This is a genomic window from Piscinibacter gummiphilus, from assembly GCF_032681285.1.
In the GTDB taxonomy this organism is placed as follows: Bacteria; Pseudomonadota; Gammaproteobacteria; order Burkholderiales; family Burkholderiaceae_C; genus Rhizobacter; species Rhizobacter gummiphilus_A.
The window spans coordinates 1,479,481-1,496,875 of the sequence record NZ_CP136336.1; the positions used below are offsets into that span (position 1 = coordinate 1,479,481).

The following is a 17,395-nucleotide window of genomic DNA, read 5'->3' on the forward strand; positions in this document are numbered from 1 at the left end:
AACATGAACCAGCAAATCCTGTCGCAAGACGAAGTCGATGCACTGCTGCAAGGCATCACCGGCGAGAGCCAGAAGCTCGAGCAGGAAGATGCGCCCACCGGCGGCGTACGCGACTACGACATCGCCAGCCAGGAACGGATCGTCCGTGGGCGCATGCCCACGATGGAAATCATCAACGAGCGCTTCGCGCGCAACATCCGCATCGGTCTCTTCAACTTCATCCGCCGCAGCCCCGAGATTTCGATCGGCGGCATCAAGGTGCAGAAGTACAGCGCCTTCCTGCGCGAGATCGTGGTGCCCACCAACTTCAACATCATGAGCGTGCGGCCGCTGCGCGGCTCGGGTCTCATCGTGTGCGACCCGACGCTCGTGTTCGCCGTGATCGACGCGCTCTTCGGCGGCGCCGGCAAGTTTCACACCCGCATCGAAGGCCGCGATTTCTCGCCCACCGAGCAGCGCATCATTCTGCGCCTGGTGGAAGTGATCACCGCCGAGTACAAGAAGGCCTGGCACGGCATCTACCCGCTGGAGCTTGACTACCAGCGCTCGGAGATGCAGCCCCAGTTCGCCAACATCGCCACGCCGAGCGAGATCGTGGTCGCCACGAGCTTCACGCTCGAGATCGGCGACACCACCGGCACCATCCATTTCTGCATTCCCTACGCCACGCTGGAGCCGATCCGCGACGTGCTGTATTCGACCATCCAGGGCGACAGCAACGAGCCGGATCGCCGCTGGGTCAACCTGATGAAGCAGCAGATCCAGGCCGCCGAGGTCGAGGTCGTGGCGGAGCTCGCCAAGGCCGATGCCACGGTCGAGCAGCTGCTCGCCTTCAAGCCGGGCGATTTCATCGAGCTCGACCTCGAAGCCGGCATCCAGGGCAAGGTGGTGGGCGTGCCCATCTTCGACTGCCACTACGGCACGTCCAACGGCAAGTACGCCCTCAAGATCGATCGCATGTTGTCCAGTTCGAACATGACCTGGCTTGGAGAGAACAATGTCAGCTGAAGAAAACACCCCCCAGTCTGCCGAAGACGCGATGGCCGCCGAGTGGGCCGCCGCACTCGCCGAAGCCAAGCCCGAGGTCGCCTCCGAAGTGCAGAGCGAGGCCGCGCCCGTGGCCTTCCAGAACTTCGGCCAGGCCAACCCGGCAGCCGCGGGCAACGACATCAACATGATCCTGGACATCCCGGTGCAGCTCACCGTGGAACTGGGTCGCACGCGCATCCCCATCAAGCACATCCTGCAGCTGGCGCAGGGCTCGGTGGTCGAACTCGACGCGCTGGCCGGCGAGCCGATGGACGTGCTGGTCAACGGCTACCTGATCGCCCAGGGCGAGGTGGTGGTGGTGAACGACAAGTTCGGTATCCGCTTGACGGACATCGTGACGCCGAGCGAGCGCATGCGTCGCCTCTCCAAAGGCGGCTGATGTCTACGGGTATCACCTCGATCCTGTGGTTCATCGCCATCGTCGCGATGATCCCGGCCGCCTTGTGGCTGCTCAAGCGCACCCCGATGGGCGGCGCTGGCGGCCAGGGCGTGATGCGCAGCGTCGCGATGCTGCCGCTCTCGCCCAGCCAGCGCATCGTCACCGTCGAAGTGGGGCAGGGCGCCGACCGCCAGTGGCTCGTGCTCGGTGTGACCGCGCAGACCATCACCACGCTGCACACCATGCCGCCGCAGGCCGACGCCGCACTGACCGCCGGCCAGCCGGTGCCCCCTTTTGCGCAACTGCTCGCCAAGCTGCGCCGCGATCCCCAAGGACCCAGTGGTGGACACTGATCTCGCTTTTTTTTCGCCCCGCATGAAGCGCGTGGCGCGCCTTGCCGGCCTGTCGTTGATTTCGGCCGTTCCTTGCATGGCTTTAGCCCAACAAGCCGGCGGCCCGAGCCTGCCGCTCGTGGTGGGGCAGGGCGCGGGTGGCACCAGCTACTCGGTGCCCATCCAGACGCTGCTCTTCTTCACGGCGTTGAGCTTCCTGCCGGCCGTGCTGCTCTTGATGACGGGCTTCACCCGCATCGTGATCGTGCTGAGCCTCTTGCGCCAGGCACTCGGCACGCAGTCGGCGCCGCCCAACCAGGTGATCGTGGGCCTGAGCCTCTTCCTCACCTTCTTCGTGATGAGCCCGACGCTCGACAAGGTCTACGCGCAGGCCTACCAGCCTTACGCTGAAAACAAGATCGCGTTCGACGAAGCGCTCAAGCGTGGCGAAGTGCCCATGCGCGAGTTCATGCTCAAGCAGACCCGCCAGTCCGACGTGGCCCTCTTCGCCAAGCTCGCCAAGGTCGACCCCAGCGTGAAGGCCGCCGACGTGCCTTTCAAGGTGCTCGTGCCCGCCTTTGTGACCAGCGAGCTGAAAAGCGCCTTCCAGATCGGCTTTCTCATCTTCATCCCGTTCCTGGTGATCGACATGATTGTGGCCAGCGTGCTGATGAGCCTGGGCATGATGATGCTGAGCCCGGTGCTGGTCGCCTTGCCCTTCAAGCTGATGCTCTTCGTGCTGGCCGATGGCTGGAACCTGCTCCTGGGTTCGCTGGCGGCAAGCTTCGCGCAGTAGAGAACGCACCATGGATTCCCAACAAGTCTTCACCGTCGGCCAACAGGGCCTCTACCTCCTGCTGATGGTGGCCGCACCCGTGCTGCTGGTCATCCTCGGCGTGGGCCTGCTCGTGAGCATCTTCCAGGCGGCCACGCAGATCCATGAGTCGACGCTGTCGTTCGTGCCCAAGCTGGTGGCGGCCGTGGCCGTGATGGCGATTGCCGGCCCTTGGATGATGACGACGCTGGTCGAATTCATCCAGCGCACGATCACCTCGATTCCGGGCGCGGTCGGCTAGCCCGGGCGTCTCGTGCTCACCTTCAACGACGCCCAGGTCATGGAGTGGCTCACGCTGCTCCTGTGGCCGTTCCTCCGCACGCTGGCGCTGTTCACCACCATCCCGGTGCTGTCGCAGCGGCAGGTGCCGATGCGCATCCGGGTGGCGCTCGCGTTTCTCATCACGGTCTGCGCTCAGGCCTCGCTGCCGGCGATGCCGGTGATCCAGCTGAACTCCGCGGTGGCGGTGCTCGTCGTCATCCAGCAGGTGCTGGTGGGTCTCACGCTCGGCTTCGCGGCGCGCATCGTCTTTGCCGCCATCGAGTTCGCCGGTGAACTCGTGGGCCTGCAGATGGGCCTCAACTACGCCGGCTTCTTCGACCCGTCCACCGGCGGGGCGGGCACCGCGGTCGGCCGCTTCTTCGGCACCACGGTGGCCTGGCTCTTCATCGTGATCAACGGCCACCTGCTCATCATCATGGCGCTGGTGGGCAGCTTCAATGCCTTCCCGGTGTCTCCCGAGCCGTTTGCCTTCCTGCGAACCTTGCAGCCGCACACCTGGGGCGCGGAAGTGTTCCAGCTGGGCCTGTGGATCGCGCTGCCCATGGTGACCATGCTGCTCTTCGTCAACCTGGTGCTGGGCGTGATCTCGCGCGTGTCGCAGCAGATGAACATCTTCGCCATCGGCTTCCCCATCACCCTGGCCGTGGGCCTCTTCGGGGTGCTGCTCACCCTGCCGATGATGCAGGCGCCGTTCACGATGGTGCTGGAACAAATGCTGTCCCGGTTCCAGTAGGACGGAACTGGCCGGGCCTTTGCCCTCTTATTCGGCTCAAGATTCCGCCGCGAATCGAAACAATGATGGGGACTACCACCCCCATCCATGGCCGCCTCCGACCAAGACCGCAACCTGCCAGCTTCGCAACGGAAGCTGGACAAAGCCCGCAAAGAGGGCCAGGTCGTCCGTTCGCGCGACCTGGGGCACTTCGCCGCCATCGCGGTGGGCGGCGCCGCTGTCGTCGCCGCGGCCCCGCAGATCACGCACTGGTCGGGCAAGCTGCTCACCAACGGTCTGCGCTTCAACGCGGCGGCGGTGCAGTCGCCCGAATTCATGACCCAGCGCCTGGCCGATCTGGCGATGCAGATGCTCCTGATCGTGTTGCCGCTGGGCGCGCTGATGATGATCGTGGCGCTGGCGGCCAGCGTCTTCGCGGGTGGATGGGTGTGGACCTTCAAGCCGCTCATGCCCAACTTCGGCAAGCTCAACCCGATCACCGGCATCCCGCGCATCTTCTCGAAGCAGCAGCTGATCGACGCGCTCAAGGCCTCGCTGCTGGCGCTCATCCTCGGCACCATCGGCGCGCTCTACCTGCGCGCCAACATCGACACCTTCGGCGGTGCGCTCACCATGGCGCTGCCGGCCGCTCTGTCGCACGCCGGCACCGCCATCGTGGGCGGCATGCTGCTGCTCCTGCTGGCGCTCGCGCTCTTTGCGACGGTCGACGTGCCATTGCAGAAGTTCCTGCACGCCCAGCGGCTCAAGATGAGCCACCAGGAAATGAAGCAGGAGCAGAAGGAGACCGAGGGCAACGTGGAAGTGAAGGCCAAGGCGCGTGCCCGCATGCGCGAGATGGCCAACAAGCGCATGCTGGCCGCCATCCCCAACGCCGACCTGGTGGTGATGAACCCGACCCACTATGCGGTGGCGCTCAAGTACGACGACGCCAAGATGGGCGCGCCGAAGGTGGTGGCCAAGGGCGCCGACCTGATGGCCTTCAAGATCCGCGACACGGCCCGGGACTCCCAGGTGCCGGTGCTGCAAGCGCCGGTGCTCGCGCGTGCGCTCTATGCCCATGCGGAGGTCGACCGCGAGATTCCCGCGGCGCTCTTCTCCGCCGTGGCGCAGGTGCTGGCCTACGTGTACCAGTTGCGCGCGGCCATCGCCGGCCGTGTGGCGATGCCGGGCGCGTTGCCCGAACTCAGCGTGCCGCCGGAGCTGGACCCGCACAACAAGCCGGGCTGGGTGCCTGACGAGGTGATCGAATGAATGGCGTGATGAAGCAGTTGCAGTCCTGGCTCGGGCCACAGCACGCGGGGGCGATGAAGGCGCTGATGGCGCCGGTGTTCATCATCCTCGTGCTTGCGATGATGGTGTTGCCGCTGCCGGCCTTCGCGCTCGACATGCTCTTCACCCTCAACATCGCGATGGCGCTGATGGTGATGGTGGTGGCCGCCTACATGGTGCGCCCGCTCGATTTCTCGGCCTTCCCGACGGTCATCCTGCTCACCACGCTGATGCGCCTGTCGCTCAACATCGCCTCCACCCGCGTGGTGCTGATGGAAGGCCACACCGGCCCGGGCGCGGCCGGCAAGGTGATCGAATCCTTCGGCCACTTCCTGATCGGCGGCAACTTCGCGGTCGGCCTGATCGTCTTCGCGATCCTCGTGGTCATCAACTTCGTGGTGGTGACCAAGGGTGCGGAGCGCATCGCCGAAGTGGCAGCGCGCTTCACCCTCGATGCGATGCCCGGCAAGCAGATGGCGATCGACGCCGACCTGAACGCCGGCCTCATCGACGAGAAGGAAGCCAAGCGCCGCCGCGCAGAAGTGGGCGCCGAAGCAGAATTCTTCGGCTCCATGGACGGTGCCTCCAAGTTCGTGCGCGGCGACGCGATGGCGGGCTTGCTCATCCTTTTCATCAACATCATCGGCGGCTTCATCATCGGCGTGGTGCAGCACAGCCTGTCGGCCGGGCAGGCCGCCAACAGCTACATCCTGCTGGCCATCGGCGATGCGCTCGTCGCACAGGTGCCCGCACTGCTGATCTCGGTGGCGGCGGCGATGGTCGTCTCGCGCGTCGGCAAGGAGCAGGACGTCGGCACGCAGATCAGCAGCCAGGTGTTTAATTCGCCGCGCACGCTGGCCATCACCGCGGGTGTCATCGGCCTGCTGGGCCTCATCCCCGGCATGCCGCATTTTGTCTTCCTGATGATCGCCGCCAGCCTTGGCTACGGCGCCTGGTGGATGCACCGGCGCAACCAGCGCGCCAAACTCGCCCCGCCCACCCCGGCCGTGGCCGCCGAGCCGAACGCCGAAGCCACCTGGGACGACCTGCAACCCGTCGACACCCTGGGCCTGGAAGTGGGCTACCGCCTGATCGCGCTGGTCGACAAGGCCAAGAACGGCGACCTGCTCCAGCGCATCAAGGGCGTGCGCCGCAAGTTCGCGCAAGACGTGGGCTTCCTGCCGCCGCCGGTGCACATCCGCGACAACCTCGAGTTGAAGCCCAGCATGTACCGCCTCACGCTGCGCGGTGCGGTGGTGGGCGAGGGCGAAGCCTTCCCCGGCATGCTGCTCGCCATCAACCCGGGTGGGGCCACGACCAACCTCATCGGCACCAAGACCACCGATCCGGCCTTCGGCCTGCCCGCGGTGTGGATCGAAGAACGCCAGCGCGAAGCTGCGCAGATGAACGGCTTCACCGTGGTCGACTGCTCGACCGTGATCGCCACGCACCTGTCGCACCTGATGCAGATGCATGCCGCGCGCTTGCTCGGCCGGGTGGAAGTGCAGCAGCTCGTGGAGCACGTGACCAAGCTCGCGCCGCGCATGATCGAAGACGTGGTGCCCAAGATGGTGAGCATCCCCTCGCTGCAGAAGGTGCTGCAGCTGCTGCTCGAAGAGGGCGTGCACATCCGCGACATGCGCTCCATCGTGGAGTGCCTGGCCGAACATTCGTCGACCGTGAGCGACCCGGCCGAGCTGGCCCGCCGCATCCGCATCCACATCGCCCCGGCGATCGTGCAGCAGATCTACGGCCCGGTGCAGGAGCTGGAAGTCATCGCGCTCGAACCCGACCTCGAACGCCTGGTCACCCAGGCGCTCAACTCGCCGCACGGTGCGGCGCTCGACCCCGGCGTGGCCGACACGCTTGCGCGCAGCGCCGCGCAGTCGGCCAAGCGCCAGGAAGACCTGGGCCACCCGGCCTGCCTCTTGGTGCCCGACATGATCCGCGCCCCCATGGCCCGCCTGCTCAAGCGAGCAGCGCCGCGCCTGCGGGTGCTGGGCCATTCCGAGATTCCCGAGACGCACTCGATCCGCATCGGTGCCGTGATCGGGGCACAAGCCTGACCCCTGCTCGAAGGCTAGGCCCATGAACGACAGACCCAGCGCCGCGATGGTGATCGCCGCGGCGTGCGCACTCTTCTGCCTGGCGGCCATCTTCAATCCGGCTGCCGCCGCAGAAGACAGCATCGCCACCGACCGGCCCGATTTCGTGGAGTCGAGCGACGTGGTGGGAAAGGGCCGCGTGCAGATCGAGACCGGCTTCGCCTCCGAGCGCAACCGGGCCGACGGTGTGCGCTCGCGCATGGCCATCACCCCCACGCTGCTGCGCCTGGGTTTCAACGAGACGCTGGAGTTCCGCGTCGAAAGCGATGGCATCACGCGCAGCAGCAGCACCGATGCGAGCGGCACCCAGCGCGAGCGCGGCACCGCCGACGCGGCACTCGGCCTCAAGTGGCACATGCAGGATGGCGACGAGGCCACCGGCAAGCCTGGCGTGGCCTGGCTGCTGCATGTGGACACTTACAGCGGCTCTGGCGCCTACCGCGGCCAGGGCTTGCGTCCTTCTTTGCGTGGCGTGGCGGAGTGGGAGCTGCCGAATGGGCTTTCTTTGGGCGTGATGCCGGGGGTCGTGGTCGACAAGAACGACGCTGGCAAGCGCTTCGCCGCCGGCATGCTTGCTGTCACGGTGGGCAAGGCGTGGTCGCCTGCCTGGAAGACCTTCGTCGAACTCGCGGGCCAGCAGCTTGCGTCGAAGAAGAACGGCGGCTCTGTCATGACCTTCGATGCTGGCGTGACACGCCTTCTGAGCGACTCGCTTCAGGTCGACTTCAGCATCGCGCGCGGCCTCACTGCCGAGTCACCTGACTTTCAGTGGGGTGTGGGGATCGCCATCCGGTTCTGAGGGGGCGGGTTTCGTCCGCACTGCGTGGTGGGTTGCCGGGATTTCGCCCCGGCGGGCGAGTCCCTTTTCTTTGCTTGCCCAAAGAAAAGGGACCAAAAGAAAGGGCACCCCGTTCGCTCGGTCCGCCTAGGGCGGACTACTCTGCGCTGCTCGGTCTTGGGGTGTCGGGCAGAACTCACTCCGCGAGCTTCGCTCGCTACGTTCAGACAGCTGCCCGAAGTCAGTTCACGAAGCGTGCTTCGCACGCCACCCCAAGCCCTGCGCTGCTCGACGGCTCTCAAGGGCCCCGGGATACCCTCGCCAGCTTCGCTGGCCTCGTACTCTCGGCTCGCTTCGCCTCGTGCTTGAGGGGGCGTGCGCGTAGCGCTGCCCTGGAGGCGATGCGAAGCGAGCCGTAAGGCTACCCGTGGGTGGCGTCGAGGAGCGCAGGGCTTGAGGGGGCGCGCGCCAGCGCGCATCGTCAACTGACTTCGGGCGGCTGTCTGAACGCAGCGCTCGAAGAGCGCGGAGTGAGTTCTGCACGACCCCTCAAGACCGAGCACCGCAGAGCAGTCCGGCCACAGGCCGGACCGCCACCGTCGGGTCGCCTTTCTTTGCCTACTTTCTTTGCCTACTTTCTTTGGCGAAGCAAAGAAAGTAGGTCGGCCGCCGGGCCGAGACCCGGCAACCCGCCACGCAGTGCAATAGCCAGCCTCAAGCCCCCGCCAACTTCTTGAAAGTAGCGAGCACAGCATCCCCCTTGAACGGCTTCACGATCCACCCCTTGATGCCGGCAGCCTTCCCCCGCTCCTTCATGATCGGCGAGTTCTCCGTCGTCAACATGATGATGTTCACCGCAGCGTTGTTCAGCTCCCCACGGATCTTCTCGGCCATCGTGAGCCCATCCATGTTGGGCATGTTCACGTCGCTCACCACGAGCTTGATGCCGGGGTCGCTCTTGAGCTTGGTCAGGCCGTCGCGGCCGTCGACCGCGGTTTCCACCGCGAGGCCGGCCTTCTTCAGGAAGTCGCTCACCTCCACGCGCACGGTGCTGGAATCGTCCACAACCAGGATCTGGGCCATTTGATTTACCTCTGTCAGTCGGAGAAAAAGAAAAGATCAGAACAATTCGAGTTCGCCCGAGGCGAACATCGAATCCACCGAAGGAATGTTTTCCTTGAACTTATCGGGCGACCACGACAGGTTGAACGCGAACCACTGGTAGACCGTGATCGGGTGCACCTCGGGGTCTCGGCGGTCGTGCAGGCGGTACTTCACGCACAGGAGCGGGTCGTCGGAGCCAAACGAGATGTAGCGGTGCCGGTGGTTCACGATGATGGGCACCTGCGTCAGCGAGCGGCTGTGGTCGGGCTCGTCGCTGATGAAGCGGTTCTTGAAGGCGCCCCACACCATGTTGGTGGCTTCGCCGAGCAGGCTGTTGATCTCGCGAAAGCTGGAGACCTCGTTGTGCGCGGTGCCGAAGGTCTCGCAGCGCACGAAGTCCATCAGCTCCTGCTCTTCGGTCTGCAGCATCATGTAGCCGCGGCACCAGTTGCTCTCGAGCGGGATCATGCTGAAGAGCTCGCCGAAGATGATGCGGTCCTTCACGAGGCAGGGGGCATCGTGCTCGACCAGCACGTCCTTGAACTGCACCTCGATGGCCGTCTTGCTCACCTCGGTGATGCCGCGCACCAGCGCGCCGGGGTAGACGCGGTTGAAGAGCGACGAGGCCACCGCTTCGCGCAGCACTTCGAGGTGGCGCATGGTGTAGGCCGCGCGGAAGTGGCGGCGGTCGGCCTCGGGCAGGCCGTCGAGCGTGGGTTCGGTGTCGCGGCGCAGGAAGATCGGCAGGTCGGGGCGCACCTGGTGGATCTCGCGGGCCATCGCGATGCCGCCACCGGGGCCGCGGGTGTGCTCCCACAGCAGGATGGCGCCGAGGTCGACATTGGTGCGCAGCACCGACATCGCATTGCCCGCCGCCACCTTCACCGCCACGAGATCGTTCGCCTCGCAGAAAGCCTTGGTCAAGGCATGCTGGGCGGGGTCGCTGTCGAGCACCAGAACCTTGGAGACCAGGGACGTTTCAGCGGCAGCAACCGCCGCCGGGGTTGCGGGGTGATTCATGTCTAGAACATCTCCAGTTCGCCCGCTGTGTCGGTTTCCTCTTCCGCACGCGGTACAAAGGGGAAGTCGAAGTCGACATCGGCGCAGAGTGCGAGCGTGAAGTACATCACCACGCCGGGTGACAGCTCGCATTTGAAGCGCCGGTGGTAACTCGGCTTCACGGCAACGACATGCTCCACCGAGTTGCGCTTGAGCACACACGGGGTCGACATGCCGATGTGGGGAAAGAAGGGCACCAGGTCGCGGTTGAACGCACCGCAGAAGAGGTTGCCCCGTTCGTTCATCGCGTCGAGAAAACGCTCGCCCTGCATCTCGTCGGCGGGCGTGCCCGCAAGGCCCGCCACGTAGGCGCGTGTGGCGAGGTCGTGGTCGAACTGAAGGAGCAGCACCACGCGAAAGAGGTACGAGGAGACGGAGAACATCACCACGTCGGGCGCCTTGGGCACCGCGGCATCGTCGTCGGGCGTCACCTCGCAGGCAGTGCCGGCCGGCACGAGCGAGTTCTTCGTGGCTTGGACGACGAAGTAGTCGAGCCCGTTTCGAGCCCGGTCGCTGACCGTCGCGAGTTTCACGCGGCCTCCGCCATCACGGCCTGGCGCGTCTTGCCGTTGAGCAGGCGCAACTCGTTGAGGGCGCCCATGATCATCTTGCCGCCGGCCTGCAGGTCCTGGAAGGTGGCGCCGGTGATGAGGTCGTTCTTGTAGAGGTTGGAGCGGTAGTCTTTCGACAGCTTGTCGGCACGGGTGGCGAGGTCGCGCACTTCGGCGGCGACGACGGCGAAGCCGCGGCCCTGGTCGCCGGCGCGGGCGGCTTCGATCGAGGCGTTGAGCGCGACGATGATCACCTGGTTCACGATCTGCGCGAACTCGTCGTTCTTCGAGTGCATCTCGCGGTTGTGCTGCAGGAGCTGGTTGAGCTCGTCGTTCCAGCGCTCGAAGGTTTCGATCAGGCCCAGCAGCTTGTCGATGGTGCCGCCCAGGCGGTCGGCGCCTTCGAGGGCGTGGTTCTTCAGCGTCTGGGTGCCGCTGCTCACGGTCTTGAGCAGCATCTGGTGGGTGCGGTGCTGTTCGTGATGCTGGGCTTCGAGGGCCGCGCGCTCGGCGGCGGCCGAGCGGGCCTGTTCTTCGAGCTGGCGCTGCAGCTCGGCGACGGTGACGGCACTGGCCTGCTCGACCGCCTGCACGGCGGTGGTACGGGCCAGTTCCACGGCTTCCGCGGTGCGCTTGCGGCCCCACCAGAAGGTGGTGCCGGCACCGATGACGAGGCCGAGGGCAAGGAGGGCGAGCGAGACAACGGTCATGAGAAGCTCTATCGGCGTTTGGTTACGAATCTGAAGTGTTCGCTCAGCCCGGTGTGCTGTTCTTGGCGGCTTGCCACCGGATGCGCAAGGCGTCGAACGACATCGCGGCGTGCGCCGAGGCGGCGAACTTGTCGGGCAGGCTGATCACGGTCTCGAAGACGCGGTAGTCGGCACGCTCCTTGTCGTCGAGGAAACGGATGGCGATCTCGCCGCCTTCCTTCTCCAGGAAGGCGCGCACCGCGTCCATGCCCACGCCGCGGCCCGAGACCTCCGTGACCTTTTCCGCAGTCGAGAAGCCCGAGCGGAAGATGAGCTGCGCGATCTCTTCGGCGCTGCTCTTGGAGCCGCGGGTGAGCAGGTTCTGCGCCATCGCCTGCTGGCGGATCTTGCCGATGGCCAGGCCCCGGCCGTCGTCGCGCAGGTGGATGTGCAGCTTGCCGTCGTCCACCCCCAGGCGCATGCGGATGTGGCCAGCTGCCGGCTTGCCCGCGGCCACGCGCTCGGCGGCGGGCTCCAGCCCGTGGTCGACCGAGTTGCGCAGCAGGTGGGTGAAGAGGTTCTTCAGCAGTGCGCTCGCCTGCGTGCGGACGGCGATGCCGTGGTCTTCGATCGAGACTTCGGGCACTTCCTTGCCCAGCTCGCGGGCGAGCGAAGGCAGCGATTCGAGCGTGCCCGAGAGCACTTCGCCGAGCGGCTGGGTGCCGAGCATGTGCAGGCGTGCCCCCACCGCGTCGAGCGCGCCAGTCACGGAGGTGAGGCTCGTGCGGTCGGCGCCCATCAGTTGCTGCAGCACCTGCTGCACCAGCTCACGCTCGACCATCAGGAACTTTTCGACCGCCGCACGACGGCCCGGGCCCTTGCGGCCGAGCACGGTGTCGTTCACATGGGCGTACTGCTCGATCAGCTCGCTCACCTGCGCGAGTTCGGCCAGCAGCACCGGCTGCTCCCACGCGGCTTCGGCATCCTTGCGCAGGTCGTCGTAGTGCTGCTCGGTGGTGTGCACCTGGTTGGTGAGCCCAAGGAAGCCATACGTCCGCGCATTGCCCTTGATGGTGTGCATGTTGCGGAAGAGCAGGTTGATCGCGTCGAGGTCCTTCCTGGCCGTCTTCTCGATCAACGCCTTGTTCTCGGCGAGGAAGCCGCGGGCCGAGTCGATGAACTCGTGGAACTTCTCCTGGCTCACCGCCAGGATCTCGCCGATCACCTGCAGCTCGCGCTTGCGGGCGTTGGCTTCGGCTTCCAGGCGCTTGAGTTCGGTCACGTCGCGCACGCAGAGCATGAGCTTGTCGACCGTGCCTTCGTCGTTGGCAATCGGCGACCACGAGAGGGCCAGCGACTTCACGCTGCCGTTGGCCAGCGTCTTGTCGAACTCACTCACCAGCAGGTGCGAGTTGAACTCGTAGTTCATCTCGTCTTCGCCGATCACCGAGGCGATGGCTGCATCGACCTGCGAGAGCAGGTCGGCACCCAGGCTGGTGTTGGTGAAGATGAGGTCCATCAGCGAGGCACCGGCGATCTCCTTCGTCTCCAGGATGGTCTCCAGGTAGGCCGAGTACTCGGGGTGGATGGTGCCGCCCGAGACCACCGTGAGCACGCCCTGCGGCATGTTCTGCAGCATCGCGTTGATGTCGTTGGTCTTCTGGCGCAGCTGGGCGGTGCGCTCGGCCACGCGCTTTTCGAGCGAGGCGTAGAGCAGCGCGTTGTCCAGAGACACCGAGAGCTGGCCGGCGATCATGGCCACCGAGTCGAGCCGCTCGGCGCTGAAGGCCTTGCGGCGCTGCTCGTTCTCGAGCATCAGCATCGCGTTGAGCGCCCCCTGCTTCAGGATGGGCACCATCATCAGCGAGCACTGCGCGAACCTCTGCGCGTAGGGGTCGGCGGCGAAGCGGTCGTCGCTCGTCACGTCGTCGACCACCAGCACCTGGTTCAGCCGCTCGGCGTAGCGGAAGACCGAGAGCGGAATCTCCGCTTCGGCACCTGCCTGGTCGACAGTGAGCGCGCCGCTGTCGCGGGCCAGCGTGTCGGCCAGCACCCAGGCGCCGCTGCCGTCGTCGGCCTTGATGACCAGGCGCACGCCGGTTGCGCCGGTGATGGCCGAGAGCACCTTGCCCACGGCGGTGGTCAGCTTCGAGAGGCTGGTCTCGGAGCTGAGCGCCTGCGAAGCGCGCAGCACCGCGATCATGTCGACCGCTTCGGTGTCGACGACCGTGCTGCGGGGCGCGGAGCCGTCGGCACTGCGCTTTTGCAGCGCGGCGCGCAGGAAGGGGTGGGCACGGCGCAGTTCCTTCACCTTGGCGGCGGCCCCCCAGGCTTCGTAGGTCTCACAGGCGTGCAGCATCAGCGGCAGGGCACGCTGCTCCATGCCTTCGCTCAGGTGGAAGAGGGCGGCACGCTCGTGGATCATGGCGCGGTGCCACGGGCGGCTGTGCAGCTTTGATTCGGCGGTGGCGGCCTCGAAGGCGAGGCCGGCGGCCCACACCGAGTCGGCCATCCACGCACGCTCGGCTTCGAGCCAGCGTTGCAGGTGGAGGAAGTTCTCGGGTGCGTCCGCGGCGCGGGCTGTCAGCCACTTCAGGTGGCCTTCGAATTCTTCGACCAGCTTGGCGCGAGCCTCGTCGCCCGTCGGCAAGGCACGTGCCTGATCGCAGAGCGACACGCAGCGCAGCACACGTGCCGCCACCGAGAGGTAGTAGCCCGGCATGCGCGGCAGCAGGGCAATGGCCTTGGCACTGTGCGAGGCGAGCAACGGGCCCTGGCAGAAGAGGGCGGCGCCGATGGAGCGGATGACGTGGTACACGGCGGCGATGGCGCCGGTCGGGTCGATCGCGCGCTCGTGCTCGGCCTCGTCGAAGCCGTCTCCGTTCAGGCTGCCGGGCGCGGAGGTCTGGCCGCGCAGGCTCTTCACGAGCTGCAGGCGCGGGGTGTAGCGCTGCGAGAACTCCTTGTTCTTCGAGCGGCCGGCGAAGGCCATGCCTTCCTCGATCTCGTTGGCCACCACGTCGAGCGTGGGCGCGCAGTCGAGCAGCAGGTCGGCGGCGAGGTAGGTGTTGGTGACGAAGGATTCGTCGCCGATGGCGAAGAGGTCGCGGCGCGCGCGGCGCATGGTCGTGTCGACGGCCGTGTCGATGGGCTCGGCCCAATGCGCGACCGACATGCCGAAGACCACGCGCACGAAGGAGGTGGCCGGCTCGTAGCCGCGCGCTTCACCCACGGCCAATGCGTGGCGGCACACCTTGTAGGCACCTTGATAGTCCTGCGCGATGCTCAGCAGCACCATGCTCGTGCCGCCCAGCGACGAGAGAATGCGCGGCGACGGGCCATGCTCGGCCCACACCTTGTGCCCCTGCAGCGAGATCCAGGCCCAGATCGACGGGTCGACCGCGTAGGCAGCGTTCGACGACTCGGGGATCAGCTTGGTCCACGCGACGATGCGCGGGTCGCTGATCTCGGGCTTCTCGAAATCGTGCGCCTTGTCTTCGCTGCGGTACCACATCGTCAGGCGCTTCACGCCTTCGCCGATGTCGGGGCGCACGTCGTCGGGCTTGGGCAAGCCCAGGCGTGCGAGCAGGTCCAGGCTGAGCATCAGCCCGTCCTTGTTGCGCAGGCGGTTCATGAGGCCGTAGGACTGGATGCGCACCGGCTCCAGCAGCTCCACCGGGTCGGGCGCGGTGGCGCTCAGCTCGGCATACACCGCATCGGTGTCGTCCAGGCGGCCTTGTTCGAAGAGCGCGCGGTGGTGCTCGCGTTTCAGGTGGAACATCTGGCCCGCATCGGTGGGCGTGGCGAAGGGGCCGAGCGCGGCGATGGCCGCGGCGAGGTAGCGCTCGGCCATCGGGCTCTTGTCGCTGCGCACACGCTCGGCGGCGTGATCGAAGAGTCGCGCGACGTCGCGTGCTTCGACTTCGTTCGTGAAGCGGGCCTCGGCGGCAAGGTACTGCTCGGCCACGCGTGCTTCCAGCTCGGGGTGGGCATCGCGCTTCGCGGCGAGCCGGCGTGCGATCTGCAGGTGCAGGGTGCGCACGGCCTCGGCCGAAAGGGCGGCAAGCGTGGCCTGGCGCACGGCGTCGCTCGCCAGGCGCAGGCGCGGCGGCTCCATGCCGTCGCCGATGAGAACGCCGTCGTCGAGCGCGGCGACCACGCGGGACGCGAGCGCGGCAGGGGGCAGGTCGGCGGCCCAGGCCAGCACGTGGCCGGCGGTGTCGCTGCCGAGGCAGGCGAGGGTCTGCAGCAGCGAGAGCGTGTCGGCCGGCATCGCGTGCAGGCGGCGCTTGAGCTCGGCTGCGCTGGCACCGCCCACGTGGCGGCGCAGGGCTTTCGCGTCCCAGCGCCAGGAGCCGCGCGACTGCTGCAGCAGGCCGTCGTGGCGCAGGGAGTTGAGCACGGCGAGCGTGTCGCCGGGGTTGTTGAGCGTGCGCTCGCCGATCACGGCGGCGAGGCGGCTGGCCTCGTCTTTTGGCAGGCGCAGCACCGCGCCCACGAACTCGGTGGCGGCGCTCTTGTTGAGCCCGTCGAGCTGCAGCCGCTCGGGCGAGCTGCGCAGCTTGCCGAAGCGTTGCAGCAGGCCGTGCAACGCGTGCGCGTCGTCGAGCTCGGCTTCGTTGAAGGCGCACACCACCATCAGGCCGGCGATCGGCTGCTGCGCGGAGACCACCGCATCGAGGATGCGGCCCGAGCCGCGCGGCGACCACTGCACGTCGTCGTACACCAGCACCAGCGGGCGCTCGGGGCGGGCCACGGCGCGCAGCAGGGCGAGGGCGGCGTCGATGCCGCGCGATTCGGCTTCGGCCGTGTCGGCGATATCGAGGGCCGGGTGTTCGCCCAGCAGCATCTGGAATTCGGGCAGCTGCGTGAGCGCCACGCCCAGGTTGGCGCCGAGCGCTTCGAGGATGCGCGCCTTGTGCTGCGCCAGGCGCTCGGCCGGCTCGGCCAGCAGCTGGCGGCCTAGGGCCTGGAAGCCATCGAACAGGGCGCCAGGTGCATCGCGGCGTGACGCGTCGGACGCGCTGAACACCGCCCAGCCATGCGCCGCCGCGACGAGCGGGCGCAGCTCGGCCAGCAGCGCCGTCTTGCCGCTGCCGGCCGGGCCCGAGACCATCACACAGGCGCTGCCGCCGCGGCCCACGCGCGCCACGGCATTGCGCAGCGATTCGATCTGCGAATCGCGGCCGAGCAGCCTGGCCGGTGCCTTGAGGCGGGTGCCGAAGTCGGACTGGCCGAGGGCGAACGTGGCCGACGGTTCGTCGACGATGCGCTCCAGGTCCTGCAGCAGGCCTTCGGCGCTCTGGTAGCGGCGGTCGGGTTCCTTTTCCAGCAGGCGCATCACGAGGTCGGACACGATCTTCGGCACGGCGGCGTTCACCACGGCCGGCGCCTCGGGCACCACCACCAGGTGGGCGTGCACCAGCTCCAGCAGGTCGCTGCTCTCGAAAGGCTTGCGGCCGGCGAGCAGCTCGTAGAGCGTGATGCCGAGGGAATAGAGGTCGGAGCGCTGGTCGGGCCGGTTGGCGGTGCGGCCGGTCTGCTCGGGCGACATATAAGAGAGCGTGCCGGCGATGCCGCCTTGTGCATCGTCGGCCTCCTGCTCGTCGCCGACGCCAGCGGCGATGTTGAAGTCGATCAGCGTGGGCTGATGCGTCTGCGGGTGGATCAGCAGGTTGGCCGGGCCGATGTCGCGGTGGATCACGCCCGCCTTGTGCACCTCCGCCAGCGTGCGCACCACGCCCACCGCATACGCCAGCACCTGCGGCACGGCCAGTGGGTGCTCACGGAGGTGTTCCGCCAGCGAGACCCCGCCCTTGTCTTCCAGCACCAGCGTGTGCGCCTCGGCGCTCACCGGCGCGATCTTCGCGACACCGGCCACGTGGGCCAGGCGCTTGAGCATGCCGATCTCGTGCGCCAGGCGTTTGATGGCCTGGGTGCCGATCGCCTGCTTGACGACGACGGCATGGCCGTCGATGGTGCGCCGGGTGACGCGCGCGTGGTCGTTGCTGTAGAGAACCGGGTCTGAGTGCGTCATGTCGCGTCCTGGGGTTCCGTGAAATTCGTCGCAGCGCATGCAGGGAGCAGCGTGCGCGCGGGTGTTCGGCCTCAGGAGCTATCGACGGTTGTGCCGGTTTGTTGAGTAAGGGAAGGACCTGAGCGCCCATCGAGCGGGGCTCGATGTGCGCAGTAATGGGCAGGGGCGTGGTACGCCGCCGAGGCGGGACAT

Annotated in this window: 14 protein-coding genes; 9 read left to right on the forward strand and 5 right to left on the reverse strand. The window is 67.0% G+C overall.

Annotated features, from left to right (window positions below):
* Positions 1–3: 3 nt before the first annotated feature.
* The 9 genes from fliM to RXV79_RS07130 all read left to right on the forward strand — a co-directional run bounded on the left by fliM (position 4) and on the right by RXV79_RS07130 (position 7,784).
* Positions 4–1,008, forward strand: coding sequence for a flagellar motor switch protein FliM (gene fliM / locus RXV79_RS07090; RefSeq protein ID WP_316702697.1), 1,005 nt, complete (start codon positions 4–6; stop codon positions 1,006–1,008).
* On the forward strand, positions 998–1,429 hold the full coding sequence (gene fliN / locus RXV79_RS07095) for a flagellar motor switch protein FliN (RefSeq protein ID WP_316702698.1): 432 nt from the start codon (positions 998–1,000) through the stop codon (positions 1,427–1,429). The genes fliM and fliN overlap by 11 nt, the downstream gene beginning before the upstream one ends.
* Complete coding sequence (locus tag RXV79_RS07100) at positions 1,429–1,782, forward strand: FliO/MopB family protein (protein ID WP_316702699.1); 354 nt, start codon at positions 1,429–1,431, stop codon at positions 1,780–1,782. Before fliN ends, RXV79_RS07100 begins: the two co-directional genes overlap by 1 nt.
* 22 nt (positions 1,783–1,804) lie before the next feature.
* The gene (gene fliP / locus RXV79_RS07105) at positions 1,805–2,557 is read left to right on the forward strand and encodes a flagellar type III secretion system pore protein FliP (protein WP_413816690.1); all 753 of its coding nucleotides are present in this window, start codon (positions 1,805–1,807) and stop codon (positions 2,555–2,557) included.
* Positions 2,558–2,567: 10 nt separating this feature from the next.
* Complete coding sequence (fliQ, locus tag RXV79_RS07110) at positions 2,568–2,837, forward strand: flagellar biosynthesis protein FliQ (protein ID WP_257829049.1); 270 nt, start codon at positions 2,568–2,570, stop codon at positions 2,835–2,837.
* Between the two features lie 12 nt (positions 2,838–2,849).
* Entirely contained in the window at positions 2,850–3,611 is a 762-nt protein-coding gene (gene fliR, locus RXV79_RS07115; protein WP_316702702.1) for a flagellar biosynthetic protein FliR, read from the forward strand.
* An 87-nt stretch (positions 3,612–3,698) separates the two neighbouring features.
* Positions 3,699–4,862: an EscU/YscU/HrcU family type III secretion system export apparatus switch protein gene (locus RXV79_RS07120; RefSeq protein ID WP_316702703.1), complete on the forward strand. Its 1,164-nt coding sequence runs from the start codon at positions 3,699–3,701 to the stop codon at positions 4,860–4,862.
* The gene (flhA, locus tag RXV79_RS07125) at positions 4,859–6,946 is read left to right on the forward strand and encodes a flagellar biosynthesis protein FlhA (protein WP_316702704.1); all 2,088 of its coding nucleotides are present in this window, start codon (positions 4,859–4,861) and stop codon (positions 6,944–6,946) included. Before RXV79_RS07120 ends, flhA begins: the two co-directional genes overlap by 4 nt.
* Before the next feature lie 22 nt (positions 6,947–6,968).
* Positions 6,969–7,784: a transporter gene (locus RXV79_RS07130; RefSeq protein WP_316702705.1), complete on the forward strand. Its 816-nt coding sequence runs from the start codon at positions 6,969–6,971 to the stop codon at positions 7,782–7,784.
* A 693-nt stretch (positions 7,785–8,477) separates the two neighbouring features.
* On the opposite strand, the gene RXV79_RS07135 is transcribed toward RXV79_RS07130, so the two are convergent.
* Genes RXV79_RS07135 through RXV79_RS07155 form a run of 5 tightly spaced genes read right to left on the reverse strand, consistent with a single transcriptional unit; the run spans position 8,478 to position 17,203 of the window.
* Positions 8,478–8,846 carry a response regulator gene (locus RXV79_RS07135; protein ID WP_257825430.1) on the reverse strand — a complete coding sequence of 123 codons (369 nt, stop codon included), beginning with the start codon at positions 8,844–8,846 and terminating at the stop codon, positions 8,478–8,480.
* Positions 8,847–8,882: 36 nt separating this feature from the next.
* Entirely contained in the window at positions 8,883–9,887 is a 1,005-nt protein-coding gene (locus tag RXV79_RS07140; RefSeq protein ID WP_316702706.1) for a chemotaxis protein CheX, read from the reverse strand.
* A gap of 2 nt (positions 9,888–9,889) precedes the next feature.
* Positions 9,890–10,459: a hypothetical protein gene (locus RXV79_RS07145; RefSeq protein WP_316702708.1), complete on the reverse strand. Its 570-nt coding sequence runs from the start codon at positions 10,457–10,459 to the stop codon at positions 9,890–9,892.
* Positions 10,456–11,187 (reverse strand): methyl-accepting chemotaxis protein, encoded by a 732-nt coding sequence (locus tag RXV79_RS07150; RefSeq protein WP_316702709.1) that lies wholly within the window; start codon positions 11,185–11,187, stop codon positions 10,456–10,458. Before RXV79_RS07150 ends, RXV79_RS07145 begins: the two co-directional genes overlap by 4 nt.
* A gap of 43 nt (positions 11,188–11,230) precedes the next feature.
* On the reverse strand, positions 11,231–17,203 hold the full coding sequence (locus RXV79_RS07155) for a protein kinase domain-containing protein (protein ID WP_316702710.1): 5,973 nt from the start codon (positions 17,201–17,203) through the stop codon (positions 11,231–11,233).
* Between the last annotated feature and the right edge of the window lie 192 nt (positions 17,204–17,395).